The sequence below is a fragment of the Candidatus Rubrimentiphilum sp. genome, assembly GCA_035710515.1.
Lineage (GTDB): Bacteria > Vulcanimicrobiota > Vulcanimicrobiia > Vulcanimicrobiales > Vulcanimicrobiaceae > Rubrimentiphilum.
The window spans coordinates 715149-736412 of record DASTDE010000001.1 but is presented as its reverse complement, the minus strand read 5'-3'; the positions used below and the strand labels follow the sequence as shown (position 1 = coordinate 736412).

Here is a 21264-nt window from a genome sequence, read left to right as displayed (position 1 = left end):
GCTAGCGCTCGCGGTCCTTCGATACCTCAGGATGACAGGGCCCTACTCCCATTCGACTGTGCTCGGCGGTTTTGACGTAACGTCGTAAGCTACGCGATTGACGCCTCGTACTTCGTTGACGATGCGGGTGCTGATGCGCTCGAGCAGCGGGTACGGCAAGCGCGCCCAATCTGCGGTCATGCCGTCTTCACTCGTGATCGCGCGAACTGCGACGAGATTGGAATATGTCCGTCCATCGCCCATCACCCCCACGCTCTTTACCGGAGTGAGCACCGCAAAGTACTGCCACGGTTTGGGATCGAGCGTCGCAGCATCAATCTCCTCGCAAACGATCGCGTCCGCTTCGCGCACGAGCGACAGGCGCTCTTCCGTCACGTCGCCGATGATGCGTACCGCCAAACCGGGACCGGGAAACGGCTGGCGTTGCACGATGCGCTCCGGCAAACCCAGCACCTTGCCAACCGCGCGGACTTCGTCCTTGAAGAGGGCGCGCAGCGGCTCGATCAACTCAAGTTGCATGTGCTCGGGCAGGCCGCCGACGTTATGGTGCGATTTAATCTTGTGACCCGCCTTACTGTCGGGCGTCTTTGATTCGATGACGTCCGGGTAGAGCGTTCCTTGCACGAGATACTTGACGCCGGGAATCTTCGCGGCTTGTTCTTCAAAAATGCGAATGAATTCGTGCCCGATCCGGATCCGCTTCTCCTCGGGGTCGCTCACGCCGGCCAACCGGTCGACAAAACGCTTGCGAGCGTCGACCGTAATCACGTTTAGATGAAGAATGTCGCGGAACGCCTCGACGACGAGGTTTGCCTCATTCTTTCGTAAGAGTCCGTGGTCGACGAAGATGCACGTGAGCTGCTCGCCCACCGCTCGCGAAACCAGCGTCGCCGCAACCGCCGAGTCCACGCCGCCTGAAAGCGCGCAGATCACTTTGTCGCTGCCGACGCGCGCTCGGATTTCGGCAATGCTGCGGTCCGCGAAGGACTCCATCCGCCAATCCGACGCGATACCTGAAACGCGATGCAGAAAGTTATCGAGGACTTGCCGGCCGATTTCGGTGTGCGCGACCTCCGGATGAAACTGCACGGCGTAGATCTTGCGCGCGTCGTCAACCATGGCTGCGACGTGACAACGCTCGGTGGACGCAGCCTCGGCGAATCCGGCCGGCAGTTTTACAACCGAATCGCCGTGCGACATCCAGGCGCGCGATTCAGACGGCACGCCCGCAAAGAGTGGGCTATCGCCGGCGACACGCAGTGTGGCCGGGCCATACTCCGCGCGGTCGAGTTTCACAAGCTCGGCGCCGAGGTCGTGCGCGATCAGCTGCATTCCATAGCATATTCCAAGCAGCGGCACGCCACTGGCGAGGATCGCGGGATCCATGCGCGGCGCTTCGGGCACAAGCGCGCTCTCCGGACCACCGCTCAGAATCAGCGCCTGCGGTTTATGGCGCGCGAGCTCGCTCCATGGGGTATCGTATGGGACGATCTCGCAATAGACGTTCAGTTCGCGCACGCGCCGCGCGATCAACTGACTGTACTGCGCGCCGAAATCCAGAACCAAAACCGCCATTTTTGCCTCTTCGACGCTGTGGCGGAGTGCCGCTTCCTGCGTTGAACCTTCGGCGGGAATGACCGTCACGCAACTCAACCGGGCGGACCGCCACGCGTTTATGGATGCAGTCGGTTTCGCGTTCGAGCACTCGCCTTGGATCGCCGAGGCCGCGTGGGAGCGCCGGCCATTTCAAAGCGTGGACGATCTGCACGCCAGCATGGTCGCGATCGTCGAGCAAGCGCCGGTGGAAAAGCGGGTCGCCCTGATTTGCGCCCATCCGGACTTGGCCGGTCGCGTCGCGCGTGAGGGGCGGCTGACGGCGGCCTCGCGGGAGGAGCAGGGCTCCGCGGGGCTCGATGCGCTTTCGCGCGACGAGATTGCCCGGTTCGAATCGATGAACGGCGCCTATCGCGCGCGCTTCGGATTTCCATTCGTCATTTGCGCGCGCGAAAACGACAAAAACTCGATTTTAGCGGAACTCGAAACGCGATCGCGTAACGCCCCGGAAAGGGAGATCGAAAAAGCGTTGCAAGAAATCGCAAAGATCGCTCGCCTGCGCCTGCACGACGCCGTGCAAAACGGCTAACATGACCCCATACGCGCTCGATTGGGTCAATCTGATCTTCCGCTGGTTCCACTTTGTGGCCGGCATTTCGTGGATCGGCACATCGCTGTATTTCGTTTGGCTCGACAACCATTTGACCGCGCCGCGCAACGCCGAAGATTCGCGCCACGGCGTCGCGGGCGAGCTCTGGTCCGTGCACGGCGGCGGGTTTTATCACAACCAAAAATACTTGACCGGCCCTGTGGGCGAACCGTTGCCCGAAACGCTCCATTGGTTCAAGTGGGAAGCGTACTCGACGTGGCTCAGCGGCATCGGCCTGCTCGCCGTTATCTATTGGGCCGGGGCGAGCAATTATCTCATCGATCGCAGCGTGCTGGATTTGACGCCCGCCGCTGCGATCGCAATCAGCGCGGGAACGCTCGTCGCGGGCTGGTTCGTCTACGACGCGCTCTGCAGAATCCTGGGACGCTGGCCGCTGGCGCTTGGCGTCTCGGTTTATGCGTTCTTGGTGCTCGCGACATGGGGACTCTTCCATCTTTTTGGCGCGCGCGCGGCATACATCCACGCCGGCGCCATCATCGGCACGATCATGGCAGCCAACGTCGCCCACTACATCATTCCGGGTCAACGCAAAATGGTCAACGCGATCCGCGCGGGCCAGCCGCCCGATCCGCTCCCGGGCCAGATCGCGAAAATCCGATCCGTACACAACACATACTTTACGCTGCCCGTGCTCTTCATCATGATCAGCATCCACTACCCGATGACGTACGACAGCACGTACGGATGGCTGGTACTGGCGGGGATCAGCCTCGCGGGCGTCTTGGTGCGTTACTTCTTCATCCTCTCGCACAAGGACAAGATCGTTCCGGCGCTGCCCATTGCGGCGTTTGCTTTGTTGGCGCTGATTGCATTCCTTATCATGCCCCGCGGCGGCACGGCCAAGAGCGTTTCGTTTGCGCAAATACAGCCCGTCATCGCACAACGCTGCGCGGTCTGTCACTCGGCGCATCCAACGCAGGAGGGTTTTAGCGCCGCTCCCGCAGGAGTCTTACTCGATACGCCGCAGCACATCGCAGGCAATGCGCAGCGCATCTATCAACAGGCAGTTGCCACCACGGCGATGCCGCTTGGAAACGTCACCGGCATGACCAAAGCCGAACGCGACCTGGTCGGCGGGTGGATCGCCGGCGGCGCGGGGACCAAATGATCTCAACCCACGTGCTCGATACGTCGCGCGGCGAGCCGGCCAAAGGCGTTACCGTTCGCTTATTTCACATCGACGGCGACAAGCGAGAACTGCTGGCGACCGGTGAAACCGACGCCGATGGGCGCATCGCGCCGATCTTCGGCGGCGAGCTCAAGCCGGCGACCTACGTCCTGCTCTTCTCCGCGGGCGCATATTTCCGCTCGGCGGGCGTCGCGACGTTCTTCGACGAGATTCCGGTACGTTTTGTGATCGAGCAAGGCGCGCGCAAATATCATATTCCGCTTCTGCTCGCGCCTTACGCGTATTCGACGTACCGGGGAAGCTGACGGCAAACCTTAGGGCGTTTACCGAATTCCGGTGACCTCGTGAAAGCATGTGTACACCATCGTGTTAAATGAGGTGTATCCGATAAAATGCGGCTGCATCGGATCGGGATCGAACGCTTCCTTAAGAGAGTACGGACATGTCAGTGGCGGCGATAGGCAACGGTACTGGTATAAACCGAGATTCGGATTGTAGGTCGCCGGACTCGGACTGAATCCAGCGACGCACGTTGACGGAGCCTCTGCGAGCTGACGCCCCGTGTGCAGGCCGGAATTGGTGTTCATGCATGAATAAACGAGCCTCAACGGAGCTTGCCAGTAGCCCGTGTAATTCATGGCTGGATTCACGGCCGGCACGTACATACCGCCGGGACACTTCACCTGGGGGCTCATGCACGAATACTGCACCTTGGCGGCGCTGGGGTCGTACGTGGGTTGATTGTCGCCAATCGCCGTAAAGCCGGGCAAACAGGTTGACGGCAAATTTGCCGCGGTTGCCTGCAGCGGCACTGCGACCGGAGTGAGGAAGAACGCCGCCAGAAAAGCGATGTAGATTCTCATTGAAGCAATACCTCCTCGTCATGGAAACGAAAAGTGAGCAGGTAGACCTTCAGGGTCAGCCGCGCTTCGTCCCTGCCTTAAACGCGGCCCAACCGCCGTATTCTGAAATGTCTTCGAACCCGCGCTCGACGATCAGACTGCGCGGATAGATCATCGCGCTGACGCTCGAACCGTCGTCGAGCACGATCGGCGCTTCATACAGATCGGGCGGCTCGCTTTCGAGGAGATGCTTGTGCTGCTCCGGTGTGAACTCGTAGAGCTCGCCGGCAATCGAGACGCCGCCGCTATCGACTTCGTAGATCCCCGGGTGCTGATCGCGCACGGAATGCAGCCGGTACCGCGGGGCGGTGCGCGCTTCGCCCAGGAACTTCGCATCGCCAAGATTTTTATGATCGGGCTGACCGCGCAGCGCCGAACCGCAAATAAAGAATCGCATGACCGCGGTCAGTTCGCGCCGATGATACTGTCAACCTCGACGATCGCGCGAGCCAATGCCTCGACGCCGAGTTCGAGATCCTCATCGGCGGTTCGCTCCTGGCCCACGTGGCTGTGCCCACCGATGCTGGGAACGAACAGCATGGCGGCGGGCGCGATCTTCGCGATGCACATCGCGTCGTGTCCGGCGCCGCTCGGGATGTCCAGCGCGCGCTCTCCCATCGCATCTGCGACTCGGTGCAGACCCTCGCGCAGTTTCGCGTTCAGGGGCGTCGGCGGATGCACGTCGAGCTTTTCCAGCACGACGCGAACGCCGCGCCGTTTGGAAACGTCTTCCGCGGTCTTGTGGAATGCGGTTTCGATCGCTTCCATCTTCTCCGCGTCGGGCGAACGGTTGTCGATCGAAAAACTCACCCGCGCCGGAATCACATTAGTGCCGCCCGGTTCGACGACGAGCCGGCCGACCGTTACAACCGCACCGCCCTGTTTTCTGGCTGTCTCTTCGAGCGCCAGAATAATCTCGGCAGTCGCAGAGAGCGCGTCGGAGCGGCGATCCATCGGAACCGTGCCGGCATGGCCGCTGGTTCCTTCGACCACGGCCCGATAGCGAATCTGTCCCGTGATCGCGCTGACAACGCCGAGATGAACGCCTTCGGCTTCGAGCACCGGACCTTGCTCGACGTGTAGTTCCAAATATGCGGCCACGCGCTGCTCGCCGCGCTGCGGGAGATCGAGACGGCCGCCCTCGCTCGACGCGAGTGCATCGCCAAGCGAGACGCCGTTTTCATCGAGGACTGACAACGCGTCCTCGAGCTTCGTGAGCCTTGCGAAAACTGCGCTGCCGACACATCCGATCGGAAAACGGCTGCCTTCCTCGCCGACCCACGCGACGGCTTCGACCGGATGCTGCGTCTCCACGCCTTCGCGATCCAGCTGCTCCAGCGCACACATCGCAGCGACCACGCCGTACGCGCCGTCGTATGCGCCGCCGGTCGGCACGGTGTCGAGATGCGAACCGACCAAAATCGGCGCGGCACTTGGAATCGTTCCATTTCTGCGCGCAAAAAGATTGCCAATGGGATCCTGCGTCAGGGTATAGCCCGCATCGACGGCCCACTTTGCAAAGAGCTCGCGCGCTTGCCGCTCTTGCGGCGTCGCGAGTCCGCGGTTGATGCCGCCTTCAAACTTACCGAACTCCGCCAACTCGGCGACCCGCTTCACTACACTACTCACACCGTGTCATCCTGAGCGGGCGCCAATTTTGGCGCCCCAGTCGAAGGGCGGCCGAGCTTGCCGAGGCCCGCGTGATCGTATCTCATTTCGGAGGGTGGTTCGCAATCCAGTGGCGAGCGATGTCGATGCGGCGGCACACCCAGACGCGTTTGTGCTTGAGCACGTAGTCCAGAAACCGCTCGAGCGCGGCGGCGCGGCCGGGCCGGCCGGCCAGGCGCGTGTGCAGTCCGACGGACATCATCTTCGGCTGCTTCTTTCCCTCGCGATAAAGCACATCAAATGTATCTTTCATGTACTCGAAATAACCGGACGGCGCCGTAAAACCGGGCGGCACCGAAAACTTCATGTCGTTGACGTCGAGCGTGTACGGAATCACCAGGTGATCCTTGCCCGAGACCTTCACCCAGTACGGCAGGTCGTCGTCGTACGAGTTTGAGTCGTACAAAAAGCCGCCTTCCTCAACGACGAGGCGGCGCGTATTTTCGCTCGGCGCGTACCGGCAGTACCAACCGTAAGGGCGTTCTCCTATGGTACGTTCGATCGACGCAACGGCGCGGTGCATCTCCTCGCGTTCCTGGGCTTCGGGCATGTCTTGAAAGCCCACCCAACGCCAGCCATGCGAACAGACTTCGTAACCGGCGTCGCGAATCGCTCGCGCCGCCTCGGGATTACGTTCCAGCGCAAGCGCGGCGCCAAAAACGGTTATGGGAAGATTGCGCTCCTTGAACATGCGCATCAGGCGCCAGAATCCCGCGCGGCTGCCGTATTCGTACACGGACTCGACGATGAGATCGCGCTTGCGCGGACCGAGCGTTGCACCCGGCACTTCAGTTAGATATGTTTCGGAACATTCGTCGCCGTCAGGAATGGAATACTCCGAGCCTTCTTCATAGTTCATGACGATTTGCACCGCCAGCCGCGCGTCGCCGGGCCATTGCGGGTCGGGCGGGTTCTCGCCGTAGCCGATCAAATCGCGCGGATAATCCGAACTCAACTTACAACCTCTTCCAAACGCTTCGCATCACGCGCGAAGACGATCTCCATAGCGATGCGTTCGCCGACCGCCACGTCGCGTCCCCAGCGGTAAGCCGAATACGGCGTGTATCGCGTGCCGGGTGAACCCGGAATCCGCAGTGACACGTCATAGCAGACGAACTCTTTCGGCGGTCCGGCCACGATGATGCACTGGAGTGCGAACGGACCGATAACGCCCGGCGGATTGAGCTCGCGCGCCGCCTTCAGAAATTGCTCCCCCATTTCGAACGCCTTCTCGAGCATCGATTCCGTCAGCGTCGCGGCAATGTGGCCGGCTTCTTCCAAGCGCATCGGCACGTCTTTCAACGCGCCCAACGCGGACGGCGGGATGTTTCGAAACCCCTCGAGATTCGTTTGCCGGCGCGTATCCGTGCCGCAGAGCTCGAGCTCGTCCAGGACCGGCGAGTAAAAGAAATTCAAATTCACCGATGGCCCGAGCGCGTACTCCTCGATGATCGCTTTGCGCAGGCCGTCTTCGTTCACCGCGCCGTCGCGAATCAACGCTTGCGAGACGTCGGCATACTCGTTTGGCGACGAGCAGAGAAAAAACGCGCGCTCAAAGGTTACTTTGGCGTGCGGCGCCTTCACCATTACCAGCCGGTCGATCTCACTTGCGTCCTTGAACTGCAAGGGATGACGAATGCCGGCGCGACGCAGCAACGCATACTGGTTGTTCGCCTCGTCCCGCTCTTCGGCGCGCAGCAATTTGCGATTGCCGAACATCGGCACCTTCATGCCGGTCTCGATCTCGTCGTAGGTATATTTCTCGCGCAAATAGACTTCGAAGGAGCGGTTGGGCACGAAAATAACGTTGCGCTTGCGTAAGACCTTCTGAACCTCCGCATCCAGCAAATCGATAAAGGCGTCCAGCTCGACGGTTTCATCGACACACCCGCGCGCGGGTTTTGCTTTCCGGGCGTAATACTGGTTGTACGTTTTGTCACGCCCTTTTGCCGTGACGACGAGGTTGCGCAAGCCTTGCGCGCGCGCGCCGGCGGCCACTTCCAGCGCGGAATGGCTGCCGATGGAGCAGAGCGTTAGCGCGGAGCGGTCGTATCCGTCGAGCAAAGAGGCGGCATTCACGAAGCGGCGAGGTTAGACGCGCCTTGAGGCCGTACCCGCCTTGTAGGCATGCCAACGCTTCTTTTAAAGAACGCGCACGCGATCGCGACTTTTGACGCCGGGCAGCACGAGCTGCGCGACGCCAGCATTTTGCTACGCGACAACGTCATCGAGGCGATCGGTCCGGCGGGCGAAGTCGCCGCGAGTGCGGATGCGACGATCGATTGCTCGAGACTGGTGCTGCTGCCCGGGCTAGTCAATACGCATCACCATTTCTATCAGACGCTGACGCGGAACGTGCCGGGCACGCAGGACGTCAATCTCTTCGAATGGCTGACGCGCTTGTATCTCATGTGGGCGCGCTTCAACCCGGAAAGCATCAGAGTCTCGACGCAGATCGCGATCGCGGAGCTGCTACTCTCGGGCTGCACGACCTCGATGGACCACGGCTACATTTGGCCGAACGGCGCGCGCGTCGACGATCAGGTTGCGGTTGCCAAGAAGATGGGCTTCCGCTTTCACGCTTCGCGGGGCTCGATGTCGGTCGGACAATCGAAGGGCGGCTTGCCGCCGGATAGCGTCGTCGAAGATGAAACCGCGATTCTCTCGGATACACAGCGCGTTATCGACGCGTTTCACGATTCTTCTCGCTACGCGATGACGCGCATCGTCGTCGCACCGTGCTCGCCGTTTTCCGTTTCGGATAACCTGATGCGCGAGAGCATCGCGCTCGCGCGTGGCGCGAAGGTTCAAGCACACACGCATTTGGCCGAGACTTTGGACGAAGAACGCTACTGCATCGAGCATTTCGGCTGCCGCCCGGTCGAGCTTGCCGAGAAACTGGGCTGGGTCGGAAACGATGTGTGGCACGCGCACATGGTGCATCCGTCCGCGGCGGAATGCGGGCGCTTGGGCGCGACTCGCACCGGCGTCGCGTACTGCGCTTCTTCTAACATGCGGTTAGGATCGGGCATCGCTCCAATCGGCGCGTTACGCGCAGCCGGTGCACGCGTCGGTTTGGGCGTGGATGGTTCGGCTTCGAACGACGCCTCCAACATGATCGACGAAGTGCGGCACGCTATGCTGCTCCAACGCGTCGCTCATGGCGATCCGGCCGCGCTGACCGCGCGCGACGCGCTGCGGCTGGCCACGCGGGGCGGCGCCGAGGTCTTGGGGCGTGACGACATCGGCGCGCTCGCACCGAACATGGCGGCGGATATCGTGGGCTGGTCGATCGACTCGCTCGAACTGGCCGGCGGCGCCGTTCACGATCCGATTGCGTCGCTCGTCTTCTGCACGCCGCGACGCGTCGATCTCTCGATCGTCAACGGTAAGGTCCGCGTCCGCGGCGGCGAAATTGTGGATTTCGACCTGAATGCAACTGTCCGCAGAGCAAACGAACTTGCCCATGATTTGTCATCCTGAGCGGCGCTCCCAGCGCGGGCGCCCAGTCGAAGGGCGCCCGAGCGTAGTCGAGGGCCGAACATGATGCAGCTAGACTTTCGTCGCCCCGCTAAGGAATTGTCGGAGCAATTTCAGGCCTTCCTCGACGCATTTCTGACGGACGATCACAACATGTGGCCCGCGGGCTGCGTGTTCGGTCTCGCGAGAACCGATTTGAATGCCTACATTGAGTTTCTTCAACAGTCCGCTGAAGGGCGCGGCTTGCCGCCCGGCTGGGTGCCGGCCGAAACGTATTGGGTCTTCGCGGGAGACGAAATCGCCGGCGAAATTCACATACGCCATTCCGTGCGCGGCGATTTGTGGCGCCATGGGGGCCACGTCGGATATTCCGTGCAGCCGAAGTTCCGCCGTCAGGGTGTTGCGACCGCTATGTTACGCCGCGCGTGCGAGCGGTTACGCGAGCTGGGAGAGCGCGACGCACTCATCACCTGCTGGGACGACAACTTCGCTTCAGCCGGCGTGATCGAAAAATGCGGCGGTGCACGAATTCCCGACGCGATCGTCGGCGGACGCGTGATGCGGCGTTATTTAATCCCATTGGAATAACCGCCAACGAAGTCACAACGTGACCGGCCAGGAGCGTTCAAAGTTCCTAAAGGTGGGTCACACATGAAACGATTTGCGCGTCCCGTATTTATCACGATTCTTGCAACGGCTATCGTCCTTAGCATAGCCGTATTTGCATCATCGCGTCTTTCGCAACGTGGGATCGCGATGCTTACGGAGCCGCAGTTCGTGCGAGTAGAAAACCCAGAGCCGGTGATCGAGCATGTTGGTGTCACAGCGAAGACCGCTTACCGCAGCATACCTCTTAGAACGATACCGGCATCATCGGCTGTGGACCGCATCGCACCAATGCCGGGTTCGTCCCGGCGGAACGCTCCCGCGACACAAATCGCGCGCACCGGCGCGGTGAGCCTCTTGGTTTCGAGTGTTGACAAAGCGGTCTCGGCGGTAACATCCGTTACGCAGCAACAGGGTGGTGACGTATTGGCGCTCGAGGATAGAGGCCGAAGCCAAAATGGCGGCCAGTCCTCTGCCGACATGCAGGTTCGCGTTCCCGAGGATCGTTTTGACCGAACGATGCAAGCGTTCGGTCAAATCGGCAGCGCCAGATCCCGTTCGATTACTGCGGAGGATTTAACCTCGCAGATTGTTGACTCGACAGCCCGCCTACGGAATCTCCGGCGGACCGAGGCCGACATTCAGAAGATCATGGATCGTTCGGGCTCCATCGCGCAGGTCTTAGATGCTGAGAACCAGCTTTCGACGGTGCGCGAGCAAATTGAGACGCTCGACGCGGACGTCAAATCGATGAAGAACCGCGTCAGTTATTCGACGATTTCCGTAAGCCTCGTCGCCGAAGCTTCAACCGCGCCCTCGGAGCCGTCGGCTACGGCCCAACTCGTCAGTGCATGGCGCGAGGCGCGGCATGCGGTGGCGCAGTTCACGGTTGGAATCGCGGCAACGGTCGTATGGATCGCGGCTTTCGTTCCCTACCTTCTGCTGGCCGCACTTTGCTTTTGGCTCCTAAAGCGGCGCCTGCTTCGCGCCACACCGTAGCTAGGGGCGGGGAAACTGGCCGCGTTGCGCCGTCCGCAAAATCACAAGAATCAAGAACGCAACTATCACAAACGGCAGCGCAGTGAACACGATGCCAAGGAATGAGAGACTGGTGCTGCTCTCAAAGGTCACGGTGCCCTTGACGTGTTGCACGACATCCTTTGCGAACGCCGGATCGCGGTTCGCGAGCCCAGTTGTATAAAGCGTGCCGTTCGTGAGCGTGCCGTCCGCATCGAGTCCGCGCGCGTGGAACGTTTGCACCTGATAGGTCTCGAGTTTTTGATAAAAGGTCTTATAATCGAGCGCCGTCACGCTGGGCGCCGGCGCGACGAACCGCTGCGCTATAAAGACAACTACGAAGAAGGCTGCCACGATTAACAGAATGGCGCGCATCCTCGGGACAAGCTGAGTGGACCCGCCGCCGCCCGGTCCGGCGATCATGAAAGCGCCGGTGCCGGTGTCTTTGTTTTGGCTATCGCTGTAAGAACGCGCTCGGGCGTCATCGGCAACTGCGTTACCCAAGCACCCGTGGCAGCGTGCACCGCCGCGGCTACAGCCGCGGCAAACGGAACCAACGCCATCTCGGCGACGCCGCGCGCGCCAAATGGTCCATTCGGATCCGCCAGCTCGAGAATTACCGGATAGACTTCGGTCGGCATGTCGAGCGTCGTCGGCAGCAGGTACGTGCTGAAATGCGGCGTGAGGATTTTTCCGTCGCGGCACTGGAAGTTCTCTGTTAACGTGTAGCCGACGGCTTGCGCCAGGCAGCCCTCGATCTGTCCTTCGACTTGTTGCTTGTTGATCGCCCGGCCGACATCGTGCACGCTGATGATTCGCAGCACGCGCACCAGGCCTGTCGCGGTGTCGACTTCCACTTCTACCGCTTGCGAAACGTAGCCGTAATTAAAGTGCGGCATGCCGATGCCGCTCTCCGGCTCGAGCGGCGTGGTCGGCGGCGGATGAAACTGCACGGTCGCCTTTGCGTCGCGGCCGGGAAACTTTGCAAGCGCGGCGGTCGCCGCATCTTTGACGGCCCGGCCACCCATGAACGTCATGCGCGAGGCCGACGCACTGCCGGCGTTGGGCGATTCCGCGCTGTCTTCCGCGATCAGCTCGATGCGCTCCGCCGGCACGCCAAGTGTCGCAGCGCACACCGTGCGCATAACCAGGTGCGCGCCCTGTCCGCATTCGGCAGCGCCAATCCGCAGGACGACGCGTTCGATCTCTTTTTCGCCGTACAATTCGACGGTCGCTGTCGCTTGGTCCGGAAAACCAAATGAGTAACCGATGTTCTTTATTCCGGATGCAATGCCGACGCCACGTTTAAGCTGCCCTTCGGCTCCGCTCAGGGCCGCTCGCTGACGCTCGCGGTCATTCGATACCTCATGATGACCGTTGAAGCGGGGGAGCCCGTATGCAAGGCGCGACTTGGCTTCTTTCGCGCACCGCTCGAGAACCGGGAGCGCGCTGACGCCCGGCGGCAGCGGCGTTTGCGTCGCCGTAATACTGCCTTCGCGATAGATATTGCGCCGGCGAAATTCGACGGGATCTATATCAAGCGCCACCGCCAATCGCGTTACCATCGACTCGGCGGCAAAGTGCGCTTGCGGCAAACCAAAACCGCGGAACGCGCCGCACGGGACGTTATTCGTGTAGACCGCGTAGCCGTCCGTCGCGACGTTTTCGATTTCGTAGGTTCCTGACGCGCCAACCGTCGCGCCCTTGAGCACCTCGATGCTCGTGCTGGCGTATGCCCCGCCGTCAGCGAGCAACTCGGTCTGCGCCGCCACGATCTTTCCGTCTTTGCGCGCAGCCCATTTCGCGCGAATGAAATACGGGTGACGCTTCTGATGGCCGACAATCGACTCTTCGCGATTCCAAACCAGCGCCGTCGGCCGTTTTAACTTCCACGTCGCCAGCGCCAGCAAAGGTTGCACGATTAGGTCTTCACGGCCGCCGAACGCGCCGCCAATCTTGGCGTAGCGAATAACGAGCTCGTCATCTGCCAGCCCCAGCATCTTAGCGATCTGTTTGTGGTCTTCGTGCAGCCACTGCCCGGCGGTTTCGACCACCAGCTTATGACCTTCGTAATACGCAACGCCGGCATCGGGCTGCAAGTACGCGTGCTCTTGCCAAGACGTCTCGAACGAGTCTTCGATCACCACATCGGCAGCTGCAAATGCTGCCTCGACGTCGCCTTTGCGAATGCGGATGTGCCCGACGATGTTGTCCGCATGTTCGTCGTGCACACGCGGGGAGTCCGGCGACATGGCCGCGCGAGCGTTCGTAACTGCAGGTAAGTCTTCGTACTCGACGCGCACGAGTTTGGCGGCGTTTTCGGCCGCTTCGAGCGTCTCGGCCGCAACGAGTGCGACGCGGTCGCCGACGAAGCGCACTTTCGCATCGCAGAGCAATGGCTGGTCGTCTTCAATCAACCCGAACCGGTTGTAGGGAACGTCTTCGGACGTAAACACAGCGACGACGCCCGGCTGAGCGAGCGCTTCCGACGTATCAATCGAAAGGATGCGCGCGTGCGCGCGGTTCGCGAAGACCGCCTTCAGGTGCACCATGTCCTCGCGCACGAGGTCGGCGGGATACTTCGCTGCGCCGGTTACTTTACCGAACGCATCGGGTCGGGGTACGGCTTGTCCGATTATTTCTTGATTACGCACGTCGGGTCCAAGCCCACCGTCTGCGGGCTGCCGAGGTTAACGATCTCCTCAATGCTAAGATCGAGAGCCTCCTTGCACAATCCGTATTTTTGATCCAGCGCTATCGCCTTTTCCCAGTCCGCCTTCGCCAAGTCTTTCTTGCCGAGACCAACATATGCCAAGGCCCGGTGGGAGTACGTGTCGGGAGCTTCATCACCCAGCTTGATCGCGGCAGAGAAGTCCGCCACAGCCTGATCGTACTTCTTCATCTGCAGCGCAGTATATCCGCGCCAATACAGCGGCACCGGCTCGTTTGGGAGGCCCACGACCGCGCTGTCAAAATCTGCGTACGCGCGGTCAAATTGTTTGTTTTGCAGTTCGAGGCGCCCACGAGAGACGCGCACCGATGGGTCATTCGGTAATCCGGCTATTGCCTTGTCGCAGTCCGCTTGCGCACCGGCCCAATCCCCCAACCGGCGGCGAGCGTCGCAACGACGCCAATAGCCGCCTGCGTCGTCAGGCTTTAAGCCAAGATACGTGTCGTATTCCTTGAGCGAGCCTTGCAAATCGCCGCTGTCATAGAACAGATCGCCCTGTACCTTATGAGCGAAAGCAAATTTCGGATCGAGCTGCAACGCCTTTGCGCAATCAGGCTTAGCATCATCGTAGTGCCTAGTCTTCGTATAGATGAAGCAGCGCAGCGTATACGCAGTAGCGCTGCCGCCGGCTGCAATTGCCTTATTCAAGAGCGCTAAGGCGTCGTCGGTCTTGTCGTTCATCAGCAGCAAGTCGACGTTCTTGAATAACTCTTGATCGGGATCTACGGCCGCTTGCGCCACCGCCGGACTCGGCGCGAAAAAAGCGCGGCACAAACAAAGCACTGCCACGATCGCTATAACACGCAATTGCAGTCTCACACGCGCACTCCGCCGTCAACGATGCGTTCCGCGCCGGTGGCCTCAGCCGCGTGCTGCATTGCGTCAAGGATCTTCCGATAGCCGGTGCAGCGGCAAATGTTTCCGCTGATCGCCGTTTGGTGCTGCTCGAGCGTCGGGGAGTCGCATTCTTGCAACAGCTTTGCGCCGGCCATCAACATGCCGGGAATACAGAACCCGCATTGCACCGCGCCGTGCTCGATGTACGCCTTCTGCAACGGATGCAGCCGCGCGCCGTTGCTCGCCGCCGCGCCGGACGAAAGGCCTTCGATCGTTACGACATTGTGCCCGTGCGCTTGCGCAGCCGGCACCAGGCACGACATGACGGCCTGGCCGTCAAGCCAAACGGTGCACGCGCCGCACTCTCCCTCCGCGCAGCCTTCCTTTGAACCTGTCAGTCCGGCGTTTTCGCGCAATGCATTCAGCAACGTCTTGCGGCCGGCATCGCGCAATTCGGCGCGTGTGCCGTTAATCGTCGAAACGATGGTGCCGTCGAATTCTGAAACCGCCGGCTGCGCTTCTTCGCCCGTGTCGAGCAAGATATGGCGATCCGGGACGCCTTCGGCGCACGAGTCGGCCGCAATTCGCTGCAGCGCGCGCTCTACGAGCGCGACCACCGCGAGGTTGCGATACGCGGCACTGCCGCGCACGTCGCCAATCGGCGAGACATCTTCGAGCACTGCTTGCGCAGCGGCGGCGATTGTTTCGGCGTTCAAAGTCTTGCCAGTGAGCGCAGCTTCCGCATTGGCACCGCGCACGATCGTTGGCGCGAGACAGCCGAGCGCGATGCGTGCCTCCTCGATTAGGTCGTCCTTCGACAGAGCCTGTGCTGAGCCTGACGAAGTGCTCAGGATGACACTCACACTTATAACGGAGATCGCCTGCGCGCGGCGCAATCCGAGTTTTAAAAAGATTCCGCGCTCTGTTTTGCTCAGCGGCCGCACGCGAATCTCGCGCAAGAGTTCATCCGGACGCATTTGCGTCTTGCGGAAGCCGGTGAAGAATTCGGCGATGTCCACGACGCGCGTTCCGTCGACGCTTTCGAGCACGATCTCGCCGCCCAAAGCGATGAGCGGTACGATCGTATCGTTGGCGGGCGACGCGGTCACCAAATTTCCGGCGATGGTTGCACGCGTGCGAATCTGCGGTGCGCCGACTTCGACACACGCTTGCACGAGCGGCAACGCGTGCCGCGCACAGGCTTCCGAGGCAAGCACATCGTTATGTGTCGCCAATCCGCCGATCGCGATACGATCGCCGTCCTCGCGCACGTACTTCAGCTCGCGCAGCGCCGTAACGTCGATCAGCGTCTGCGTCGGCTTGACGCCGCGCTGCAGTTCGACCAATACGTCGGTGCCGCCCGAGACGATGCGCGCTTCCGGGCCAAGCTCGCGCAGCAATGCAAGCGCCCGAGCGATAGTACGCGGCTGGTAATACCGCTGCCACAACATAGCTAGTCGGACTTCACCGGACCCCCGTTGAAGCCATGCGCATGCACGAGCTCCTCGAGGAGATCCGGCAACGTCAGGAGGCGGGTGACCGGGTCGCGCTGGCCACCCTGGTGGACGTCCTCCGCTCGGCCCCACGCGACCCGGGTGCCGTGATGGCCATCTGCGAGTCCGGCCAGCTCTTCGGCTCGATCAGCGGCGGCTGCGTCGAAGCCGCGCTCGCGGAAGAGGCGGCCGGCGTGCTGCGGGACGGGCGGGCGCGGCTTGTCGAGTACGGGCTCTCCGATGCGGACGCACAAGCCGTCGGCCTGAGCTGCGGCGGAACGCTCAGCGTACTGGTCGAGCCGCTCGATCAGGCCGAAACGGCCGCGATTGAACGACGCTTGACGTCCGAAGCGCTGATCGCCGAAAGCCTGCGCCTCGACGATCGCGGAATCGGAAACCGTTTGTTCATCTTCGAAGACTCGACGTTCGGCTCGCTTGGAAACGATCGCCTTGACGACGTCGTCGCTACCGAAGTGCGCGCGTCCATTGCCGGTGAAGCCACGGAAATTCGGGGCTACGGCGACGAAGGCGAACCGCACGGCGATGTGCGCGTTTTCATTCACAACGTGCTAACCAAACCGCGCATGTATATCTTCGGCGCGATCGATTTCGCGCACGCCATGGTTCGCGTGGCAAAACTGCTGGGTTATGAAGTTACGCTCTGCGACGCGCGTCCGGCATTCGCAACGCCCGAACGTTTTCCGGAAGCAGACCGCGTTGTGGTTGCTTGGCCCGATGATTTTCTGCGCGGTGCGCCGGTTGACGACCGCACCGCGATCGTCGCACTCACACATGACGAAAAATTCGACATTCCACTCATTCGCGCGGCGCTGGAAACCAACGCCGGTTACATCGGCGTGATGGGCAGCCGCCGCACGAACGAACGCCGCCTGGCGCAATTACGCGAACTCGGCACGACCGAGGCTGAAATCGAGCGCTTGAATGCGCCGATTGGACTCGATCTCGGTGCGCGCACGCCGGAAGAGACGGCGATCGCGATCGCGTCGGAGATTATCGCATTGCGTCACGGACGCGAAGGCGGACGGCTCGTCCACGGCACCGGACCGGTGAGGGGGCATTGGAAGTCACCGCAGTTGTCCTAGCGGCGGGGCGCTCGTCCCGCATGGGCGCGCAGAAACTCCTGATGGACGTGCGCGGCGTGCCGATGATCGATCGCGTACTCGACGTGACGCGCGACTACGATACAATCGTGGTCAGCTCGCCCGAAGTCGCGCCGCACATTCACGAGCGCCCGCGGATACAAATCATTCTGAATTCGAAGCCCGATCTCGGCATGGCGCACTCGTTCGAGATCGCCAACGGCGCCGCGCCGACGGAAAACGCGTTGCTGGTTTTTCTCGGTGATAAACCGTTAGTGACGGAAGCGCTGGCGAAGACGATCGTAGAGCATGCAAGCGCTGCCGGCGCGGACGTGTGCTTCCCGGAACGCGACGGGCTTGGCGGCCATCCTGTCTATTTCTCGCCGCGCGCGCGGACGAGACTCGAAGTAACGACGGGCGATTCGTTGCAAAGCTTACGCGACAATCCGGAGCTCGTTCGTGTGCCGGTACCCGTCGACGATAACGCGGCGTACGATGACGTGAATGACCCTTCGCAACTGCGAACGATGAACGCCTGAGCGTGTTATACTGACCGCATGATGATGCTCGCAGCTATCGTGCTGCCGGCTTTGCTCGCGCCGCGCGTTCAAAAGGGGCAACAGCTCCATTACCGCACCACCTGGAGACGGAGAATGGACGCACCGTTGCTGGCTGGGTTCAAGCCAACGCAGAGCGGCGTTGCCTACACGGTGATGGTCGGCGATGCAACAGCGTCTCATCTAACGTGGACGCGACAGTATGCCGGAACCGGCGAAGTCATGAGATTCACGAGCGACCAATCGGGAAAAGTAATCGGCGAGAACCGGCAGGCCGTGGCGCTTCCGGTTTTTGTATACAGCAGCACTCTGCTCGGCCAACCGCCGGGAATTCTCAGCCCCGGCACAACGTGGACAAACACGATCCGTCATCCTACTTCTACCGAATACTGGACGACAACGGTCACGGAACTGAACCCGGCAACCGGCCTCGTTCGTCTACATCTCAGTTTCCAAGGTTCGGGCGAAGCGGGTTTTGCCGGCGACAAGGGCACGCAAGATCAGCGTGAGGACGGCGAGGCCGTTTTCGTGCACGGCATAATGACGAGGCTCTCGCTTGCCGGCCGCGAGACGTCGACCTACCCCGACCGGAGGCGAATCACCAACGCAGTCGCGATAGAGACGCGGCTGGAGGACGCCGGAAGCCCTTAACCCCGTCGACGGCGAAGAACGCCCGATGCAAGCTCCCGTTAAACTACGGACGATCAGCCATTTCATAGGCGGAAAAGCCTACGGCGAAGACGCCGCCCGCTTCGGCGACGTGTACGACCCGGCGCGCGGCGAGGTGCAGGCGCGGGTTGCGTTCGCCGACCAGGCAACCGTTGACCGCGCCGTGCAGACCGCCAAGGCCGCGCAGGTCGCCTGGGGGCGCACGCCGCTGGGAAAACGCGCTGAGATCTTCTTCGTCTTCCGGGCGCTGATGAAAGAGCACGCCACGCAGTTCGGCGAGATCCTTGCCAGCGAACACGGCAAGATCGTCGGCGACGCCGAGGGAGAGGTCGCGCGCGCGCTCGAGGTCGTGGACTTCGCATGCTCGCTCACTCACCAACTCAAGGGTGAGTTCAGCGAAAACGTTTCGACGACGATCGACACGTACTCGCTGCGCCAGCCGGTGGGCGTCTGCGCGGGCATCACGCCGTTTAATTTTCCGATGATGGTCCCGACGTGGATGTTCGCGATTGCGATCGCGTGCGGCAATGCGTTCGTGTTGAAGCCGTCGGAGCGCGATCCGTCCGCATCACTCTTAATTGCGGAGCTGTTACAACGCGCCGGTCTGCCGGACGGAGTCTTCAATGTCGTGCACGGCGACAAGGTCGCGGTCGACGCACTGCTGACGCATCCGGACGTGAACGCGATCAGCTTCGTCGGCTCGACGCCGATTGCCAAATACATCTATCAAACCGCTGCCGCGCACGGCAAGCGCGTGCAAGCGCTGGGCGGTGCAAAGAATCACATGATCGTGATGCCGGACGCGGATCTGGATTCGGCGGCCGACGCGCTCGTTTCGGCGGGATACGGATCGGCCGGGCAACGCTGTATGGCGATCTCCGCTTCGCTGACCGTCGGTGACGCCGGCGATGCGTTGATGGATCGCGTGAAGGCCCGCATCGGCAAACTGAAGATAGGACCGGGCTTCGATCGCAGCAACGACATGGGCCCCGTCGTCAATGCGGCCGCGCGCGACCGTATTCTGGACTACATCAAACAAGGCGAGAAGGCCGGCGCGAAGCTGGTCGTCGACGGGCGCGACTTCAAGGTCAGCGGCTACGAGAACGGCTTCTTCATCGGGCCGACACTGTTCGACAAAGTTACGCCGGAGATGTCGATCTATCGCGACGAAATCTTTGGTCCGGTGCTCGTGAACACGCGCGTTGACTCGCTCGACGAAGCGCTGCGCATCCTGCACGAGAATCCGTACGGCAACGGCACGTCAATCTTCACGCGCAGTGGTGCGGCAGCGCGCCGCTTCCAAAGCGAAGTCGAAGTCGGCATGATCGGTATCAACGTGCCGATTCCGGTGCCCGTCGGTTACTATAGTTTCGGCGGATGGAAAGCATCGCTCTTCGGCGACCTGCACATCTATGGCGAAGACGGCTTCCGCTTCTACACGCGCGGTAAAGTCGTGACTAGCCGCTGGCACGATTCGAACGCCGGCGTCAACCTGGGATTCCCGACGCATAAATGAGCGAAGCCTTAGGCAAGTCGATCCACAAACCGCTCTCGGCGATCGAGGTCAAACTCGAGGCCAACCGCTGTTTGTACTGCTACGATGCGCCGTGCATGAACGCATGTCCGACGCACATCGACATCGCCGGATTCATCCAACAAATTTCGACCGGCAACGTTAAGGGCAGCGCGTACACCATCATGGAATCCAACGCGATGGGCGCGAGCTGCGCGCGCGTCTGCCCGACCGAAGAACTCTGCGAAGGCGCGTGCGTCTACAACGCGGCCGGCGATTCGCCGATTCGCATTGGCGACTTGCAACGCCACGCGATCGATTACGTCGCCGAACGCGACATTCAACTCTTCGAGCCTGGCCCGGATACCGGCAAGCGCGTCGCGATTATCGGCGGCGGCCCGGCCGGACTCTCGGCGGCTCGCGATCTGCGGCGCTTTGGCCACGCGGTCACGATCTTCGAAGCCAAAGATCAACTCGGCGGCCTGAACACGTACGGAATCGTACCGTTCCGCCTCTCGGTCGAGACGGCGCTGTGGGAGGCCGAGCAAGTCGTGCGCTTGGGCCTGGACGTGCGCACCGGCGTGCTTGTTGGCTTCGATGTCATGCTGGACGATCTCGTGAAAGAATACGATGCCGTGATCTTAGCCTGCGGCATGGGCAACGTCCCCAAACTCGGGATCGAGGGCGAGAATCTCGAGGGCGTTTGGGATGCGCTCGACTTTATCGAGCGCGCGAAGTTGGGTTTGCCGATTCCGGATTTAGGCGAACGCGTCGCCATCGTCGGCGCGGGCAACACCGCGATCGATGCGCTGACCTGCGCCAAGCGGCTTTCGATTTCGCGCTGCAAAGAGGCGCGCGTCGTTTGCTATTATCGCCGCGGCGAAGAGCAGATGACCGCGTACCAGTTCGAATACGACTTCGCCAAGGAAGAGGGCATCGAGTTCCGCTTCTTCTGCGCGCCGAAACGCATCATTGGTCAGAACCAGCATGTGAATGCGGTTGAGTTCGTGCGCACGAAAATCGAAACGCAAGGCGACCGCGAGGTCGTCGTGCCAATCACCGGCACCGAATTCACCGAACCCGTCGATACGTTCATTCGCGCCATCGGCCAGAGCCGGCTTATCGAAACGTTCGACAAGTTGGGAATCGCGCATGATTTCGGCGTCGTGCAAGTTGACGAAGAACTGAAGACATCGCGCCCGGGCGTCTGGGCCGCAGGCGACTGCATCTTTGAAAAAGGCATGCGCGAAGCGATGGTGGTTGAAGTGGCCGAGCAAGGCAAAGTCGCCGCCCGCGCAATTGACGCCTTTCTCAATAGCAAGGTACCGGCGTGAGTGT

The 21264-nt window shown here is 61.4% G+C and carries 21 protein-coding genes; 11 read left to right on the top strand and 10 right to left on the bottom strand.

Annotation, left to right across the window (positions count from 1 at the left end):
• Positions 1-42 precede the first annotated feature (42 nt).
• Complete coding sequence (gene guaA, locus VFO29_03640; protein HET9392608.1) at positions 43-1575, bottom strand: glutamine-hydrolyzing GMP synthase; 1533 nt, start codon at positions 1573-1575, stop codon at positions 43-45.
• Positions 1576-1633: 58 nt separating this feature from the next.
• Here guaA and uraD point away from each other — a divergent pair, with 58 nt between their 5' ends.
• The 3 genes from uraD to uraH are packed head-to-tail and all read left to right on the top strand — an operon-like array spanning position 1634 to position 3658.
• The gene (gene uraD / locus VFO29_03635; GenBank protein HET9392607.1) at positions 1634-2143 is read left to right on the top strand and encodes a 2-oxo-4-hydroxy-4-carboxy-5-ureidoimidazoline decarboxylase; all 510 of its coding nucleotides are present in this window, start codon (positions 1634-1636) and stop codon (positions 2141-2143) included.
• Position 2144: 1 nt separating this feature from the next.
• A complete protein-coding gene (locus tag VFO29_03630; GenBank protein HET9392606.1) occupies positions 2145-3332 on the top strand; it encodes a urate hydroxylase PuuD in 1188 nt (395 codons plus the stop codon).
• Entirely contained in the window at positions 3329-3658 is a 330-nt protein-coding gene (gene uraH / locus VFO29_03625; GenBank protein HET9392605.1) for a hydroxyisourate hydrolase, read from the top strand. The genes VFO29_03630 and uraH overlap by 4 nt, the downstream gene beginning before the upstream one ends.
• A gap of 18 nt (positions 3659-3676) precedes the next feature.
• On the opposite strand, the gene VFO29_03620 is transcribed toward uraH, so the two are convergent.
• From VFO29_03620 to VFO29_03600, 5 genes are all read right to left on the bottom strand, one after another.
• The gene (locus VFO29_03620; GenBank protein HET9392604.1) at positions 3677-4216 is read right to left on the bottom strand and encodes a hypothetical protein; all 540 of its coding nucleotides are present in this window, start codon (positions 4214-4216) and stop codon (positions 3677-3679) included.
• A gap of 55 nt (positions 4217-4271) precedes the next feature.
• Complete coding sequence (locus VFO29_03615) at positions 4272-4652, bottom strand: gamma-glutamylcyclotransferase (protein HET9392603.1); 381 nt, start codon at positions 4650-4652, stop codon at positions 4272-4274.
• Positions 4653-4660: 8 nt separating this feature from the next.
• Positions 4661-5872, bottom strand: coding sequence for a Zn-dependent hydrolase (locus VFO29_03610; GenBank protein ID HET9392602.1), 1212 nt, complete (start codon positions 5870-5872; stop codon positions 4661-4663).
• Between the two features lie 94 nt (positions 5873-5966).
• Positions 5967-6878 (bottom strand): allantoinase PuuE, encoded by a 912-nt coding sequence (puuE, locus tag VFO29_03605; GenBank protein ID HET9392601.1) that lies wholly within the window; start codon positions 6876-6878, stop codon positions 5967-5969.
• Positions 6875-8002: a DUF1297 domain-containing protein gene (locus tag VFO29_03600; protein ID HET9392600.1), complete on the bottom strand. Its 1128-nt coding sequence runs from the start codon at positions 8000-8002 to the stop codon at positions 6875-6877. The genes puuE and VFO29_03600 overlap by 4 nt, the downstream gene beginning before the upstream one ends.
• A gap of 48 nt (positions 8003-8050) precedes the next feature.
• On the opposite strand from VFO29_03600, the gene VFO29_03595 reads away from it, so the two are divergent.
• From VFO29_03595 to VFO29_03585, 3 genes are all read left to right on the top strand, one after another.
• Positions 8051-9406 carry an 8-oxoguanine deaminase gene (locus VFO29_03595; protein ID HET9392599.1) on the top strand — a complete coding sequence of 452 codons (1356 nt, stop codon included), beginning with the start codon at positions 8051-8053 and terminating at the stop codon, positions 9404-9406.
• Between the two features lie 60 nt (positions 9407-9466).
• Positions 9467-9991 (top strand): GNAT family N-acetyltransferase, encoded by a 525-nt coding sequence (locus tag VFO29_03590; GenBank protein ID HET9392598.1) that lies wholly within the window; start codon positions 9467-9469, stop codon positions 9989-9991.
• A gap of 63 nt (positions 9992-10054) precedes the next feature.
• Complete coding sequence (locus VFO29_03585; protein HET9392597.1) at positions 10055-11008, top strand: DUF4349 domain-containing protein; 954 nt, start codon at positions 10055-10057, stop codon at positions 11006-11008.
• Here VFO29_03585 and VFO29_03580 read toward each other — a convergent pair whose 3' ends face one another.
• The 4 genes from VFO29_03580 to VFO29_03565 are packed head-to-tail and all read right to left on the bottom strand — an operon-like array spanning position 11009 to position 16045.
• Complete coding sequence (locus tag VFO29_03580; protein HET9392596.1) at positions 11009-11401, bottom strand: hypothetical protein; 393 nt, start codon at positions 11399-11401, stop codon at positions 11009-11011.
• 44 nt (positions 11402-11445) lie between these two features.
• The gene (locus tag VFO29_03575; protein HET9392595.1) at positions 11446-13680 is read right to left on the bottom strand and encodes a xanthine dehydrogenase family protein molybdopterin-binding subunit; all 2235 of its coding nucleotides are present in this window, start codon (positions 13678-13680) and stop codon (positions 11446-11448) included.
• Entirely contained in the window at positions 13662-14576 is a 915-nt protein-coding gene (locus tag VFO29_03570) for a tetratricopeptide repeat protein (GenBank protein HET9392594.1), read from the bottom strand. The genes VFO29_03575 and VFO29_03570 overlap by 19 nt, the downstream gene beginning before the upstream one ends.
• Positions 14573-16045: an FAD binding domain-containing protein gene (locus VFO29_03565; GenBank protein HET9392593.1), complete on the bottom strand. Its 1473-nt coding sequence runs from the start codon at positions 16043-16045 to the stop codon at positions 14573-14575. Before VFO29_03565 ends, VFO29_03570 begins: the two co-directional genes overlap by 4 nt.
• 41 nt (positions 16046-16086) lie before the next feature.
• Here VFO29_03565 and VFO29_03560 point away from each other — a divergent pair, with 41 nt between their 5' ends.
• Genes VFO29_03560 through VFO29_03540 form a run of 5 tightly spaced genes read left to right on the top strand, consistent with a single transcriptional unit; the run spans position 16087 to position 21260 of the window.
• Entirely contained in the window at positions 16087-17190 is a 1104-nt protein-coding gene (locus VFO29_03560; protein ID HET9392592.1) for an XdhC/CoxI family protein, read from the top strand.
• Entirely contained in the window at positions 17166-17726 is a 561-nt protein-coding gene (locus VFO29_03555; protein HET9392591.1) for an NTP transferase domain-containing protein, read from the top strand. The genes VFO29_03560 and VFO29_03555 overlap by 25 nt, the downstream gene beginning before the upstream one ends.
• Before the next feature lie 18 nt (positions 17727-17744).
• On the top strand, positions 17745-18395 hold the full coding sequence (locus VFO29_03550) for a hypothetical protein (GenBank protein ID HET9392590.1): 651 nt from the start codon (positions 17745-17747) through the stop codon (positions 18393-18395).
• 25 nt (positions 18396-18420) lie between these two features.
• A complete protein-coding gene (locus tag VFO29_03545) occupies positions 18421-19929 on the top strand; it encodes a CoA-acylating methylmalonate-semialdehyde dehydrogenase (protein HET9392589.1) in 1509 nt (502 codons plus the stop codon).
• Entirely contained in the window at positions 19926-21260 is a 1335-nt protein-coding gene (locus VFO29_03540; protein ID HET9392588.1) for an NAD(P)-dependent oxidoreductase, read from the top strand. Before VFO29_03545 ends, VFO29_03540 begins: the two co-directional genes overlap by 4 nt.
• Positions 21261-21264 lie beyond the last annotated feature (4 nt).

Coding starts and splice junctions, on each gene's coding strand:
- VFO29_03540 (HET9392588.1), top strand. CDS start 19,926: ATGAGCGAAGCCTTAGGCAAGTCGATCCACAAACCGCTCTCGGCGATC.
- VFO29_03630 (HET9392606.1), top strand. CDS start 2,145: ATGACCCCATACGCGCTCGATTGGGTCAATCTGATCTTCCGCTGGTTC.
- VFO29_03620 (HET9392604.1), bottom strand. CDS start 4,216: ATGAGAATCTACATCGCTTTTCTGGCGGCGTTCTTCCTCACTCCGGTC.
- VFO29_03595 (HET9392599.1), top strand. CDS start 8,051: ATGCCAACGCTTCTTTTAAAGAACGCGCACGCGATCGCGACTTTTGAC.
- VFO29_03560 (HET9392592.1), top strand. CDS start 16,087: ATGCACGAGCTCCTCGAGGAGATCCGGCAACGTCAGGAGGCGGGTGAC.
- uraD (HET9392607.1), top strand. CDS start 1,634: ATGACCGTCACGCAACTCAACCGGGCGGACCGCCACGCGTTTATGGAT.
- uraH (HET9392605.1), top strand. CDS start 3,329: ATGATCTCAACCCACGTGCTCGATACGTCGCGCGGCGAGCCGGCCAAA.
- VFO29_03545 (HET9392589.1), top strand. CDS start 18,421: ATGCAAGCTCCCGTTAAACTACGGACGATCAGCCATTTCATAGGCGGA.
- VFO29_03590 (HET9392598.1), top strand. CDS start 9,467: ATGATGCAGCTAGACTTTCGTCGCCCCGCTAAGGAATTGTCGGAGCAA.
- VFO29_03550 (HET9392590.1), top strand. CDS start 17,745: ATGATGATGCTCGCAGCTATCGTGCTGCCGGCTTTGCTCGCGCCGCGC.
- VFO29_03565 (HET9392593.1), bottom strand. CDS start 16,045: ATGTTGTGGCAGCGGTATTACCAGCCGCGTACTATCGCTCGGGCGCTT.
- VFO29_03585 (HET9392597.1), top strand. CDS start 10,055: ATGAAACGATTTGCGCGTCCCGTATTTATCACGATTCTTGCAACGGCT.
- VFO29_03580 (HET9392596.1), bottom strand. CDS start 11,401: ATGCGCGCCATTCTGTTAATCGTGGCAGCCTTCTTCGTAGTTGTCTTT.
- VFO29_03615 (HET9392603.1), bottom strand. CDS start 4,652: ATGCGATTCTTTATTTGCGGTTCGGCGCTGCGCGGTCAGCCCGATCAT.
- guaA (HET9392608.1), bottom strand. CDS start 1,575: ATGGCGGTTTTGGTTCTGGATTTCGGCGCGCAGTACAGTCAGTTGATC.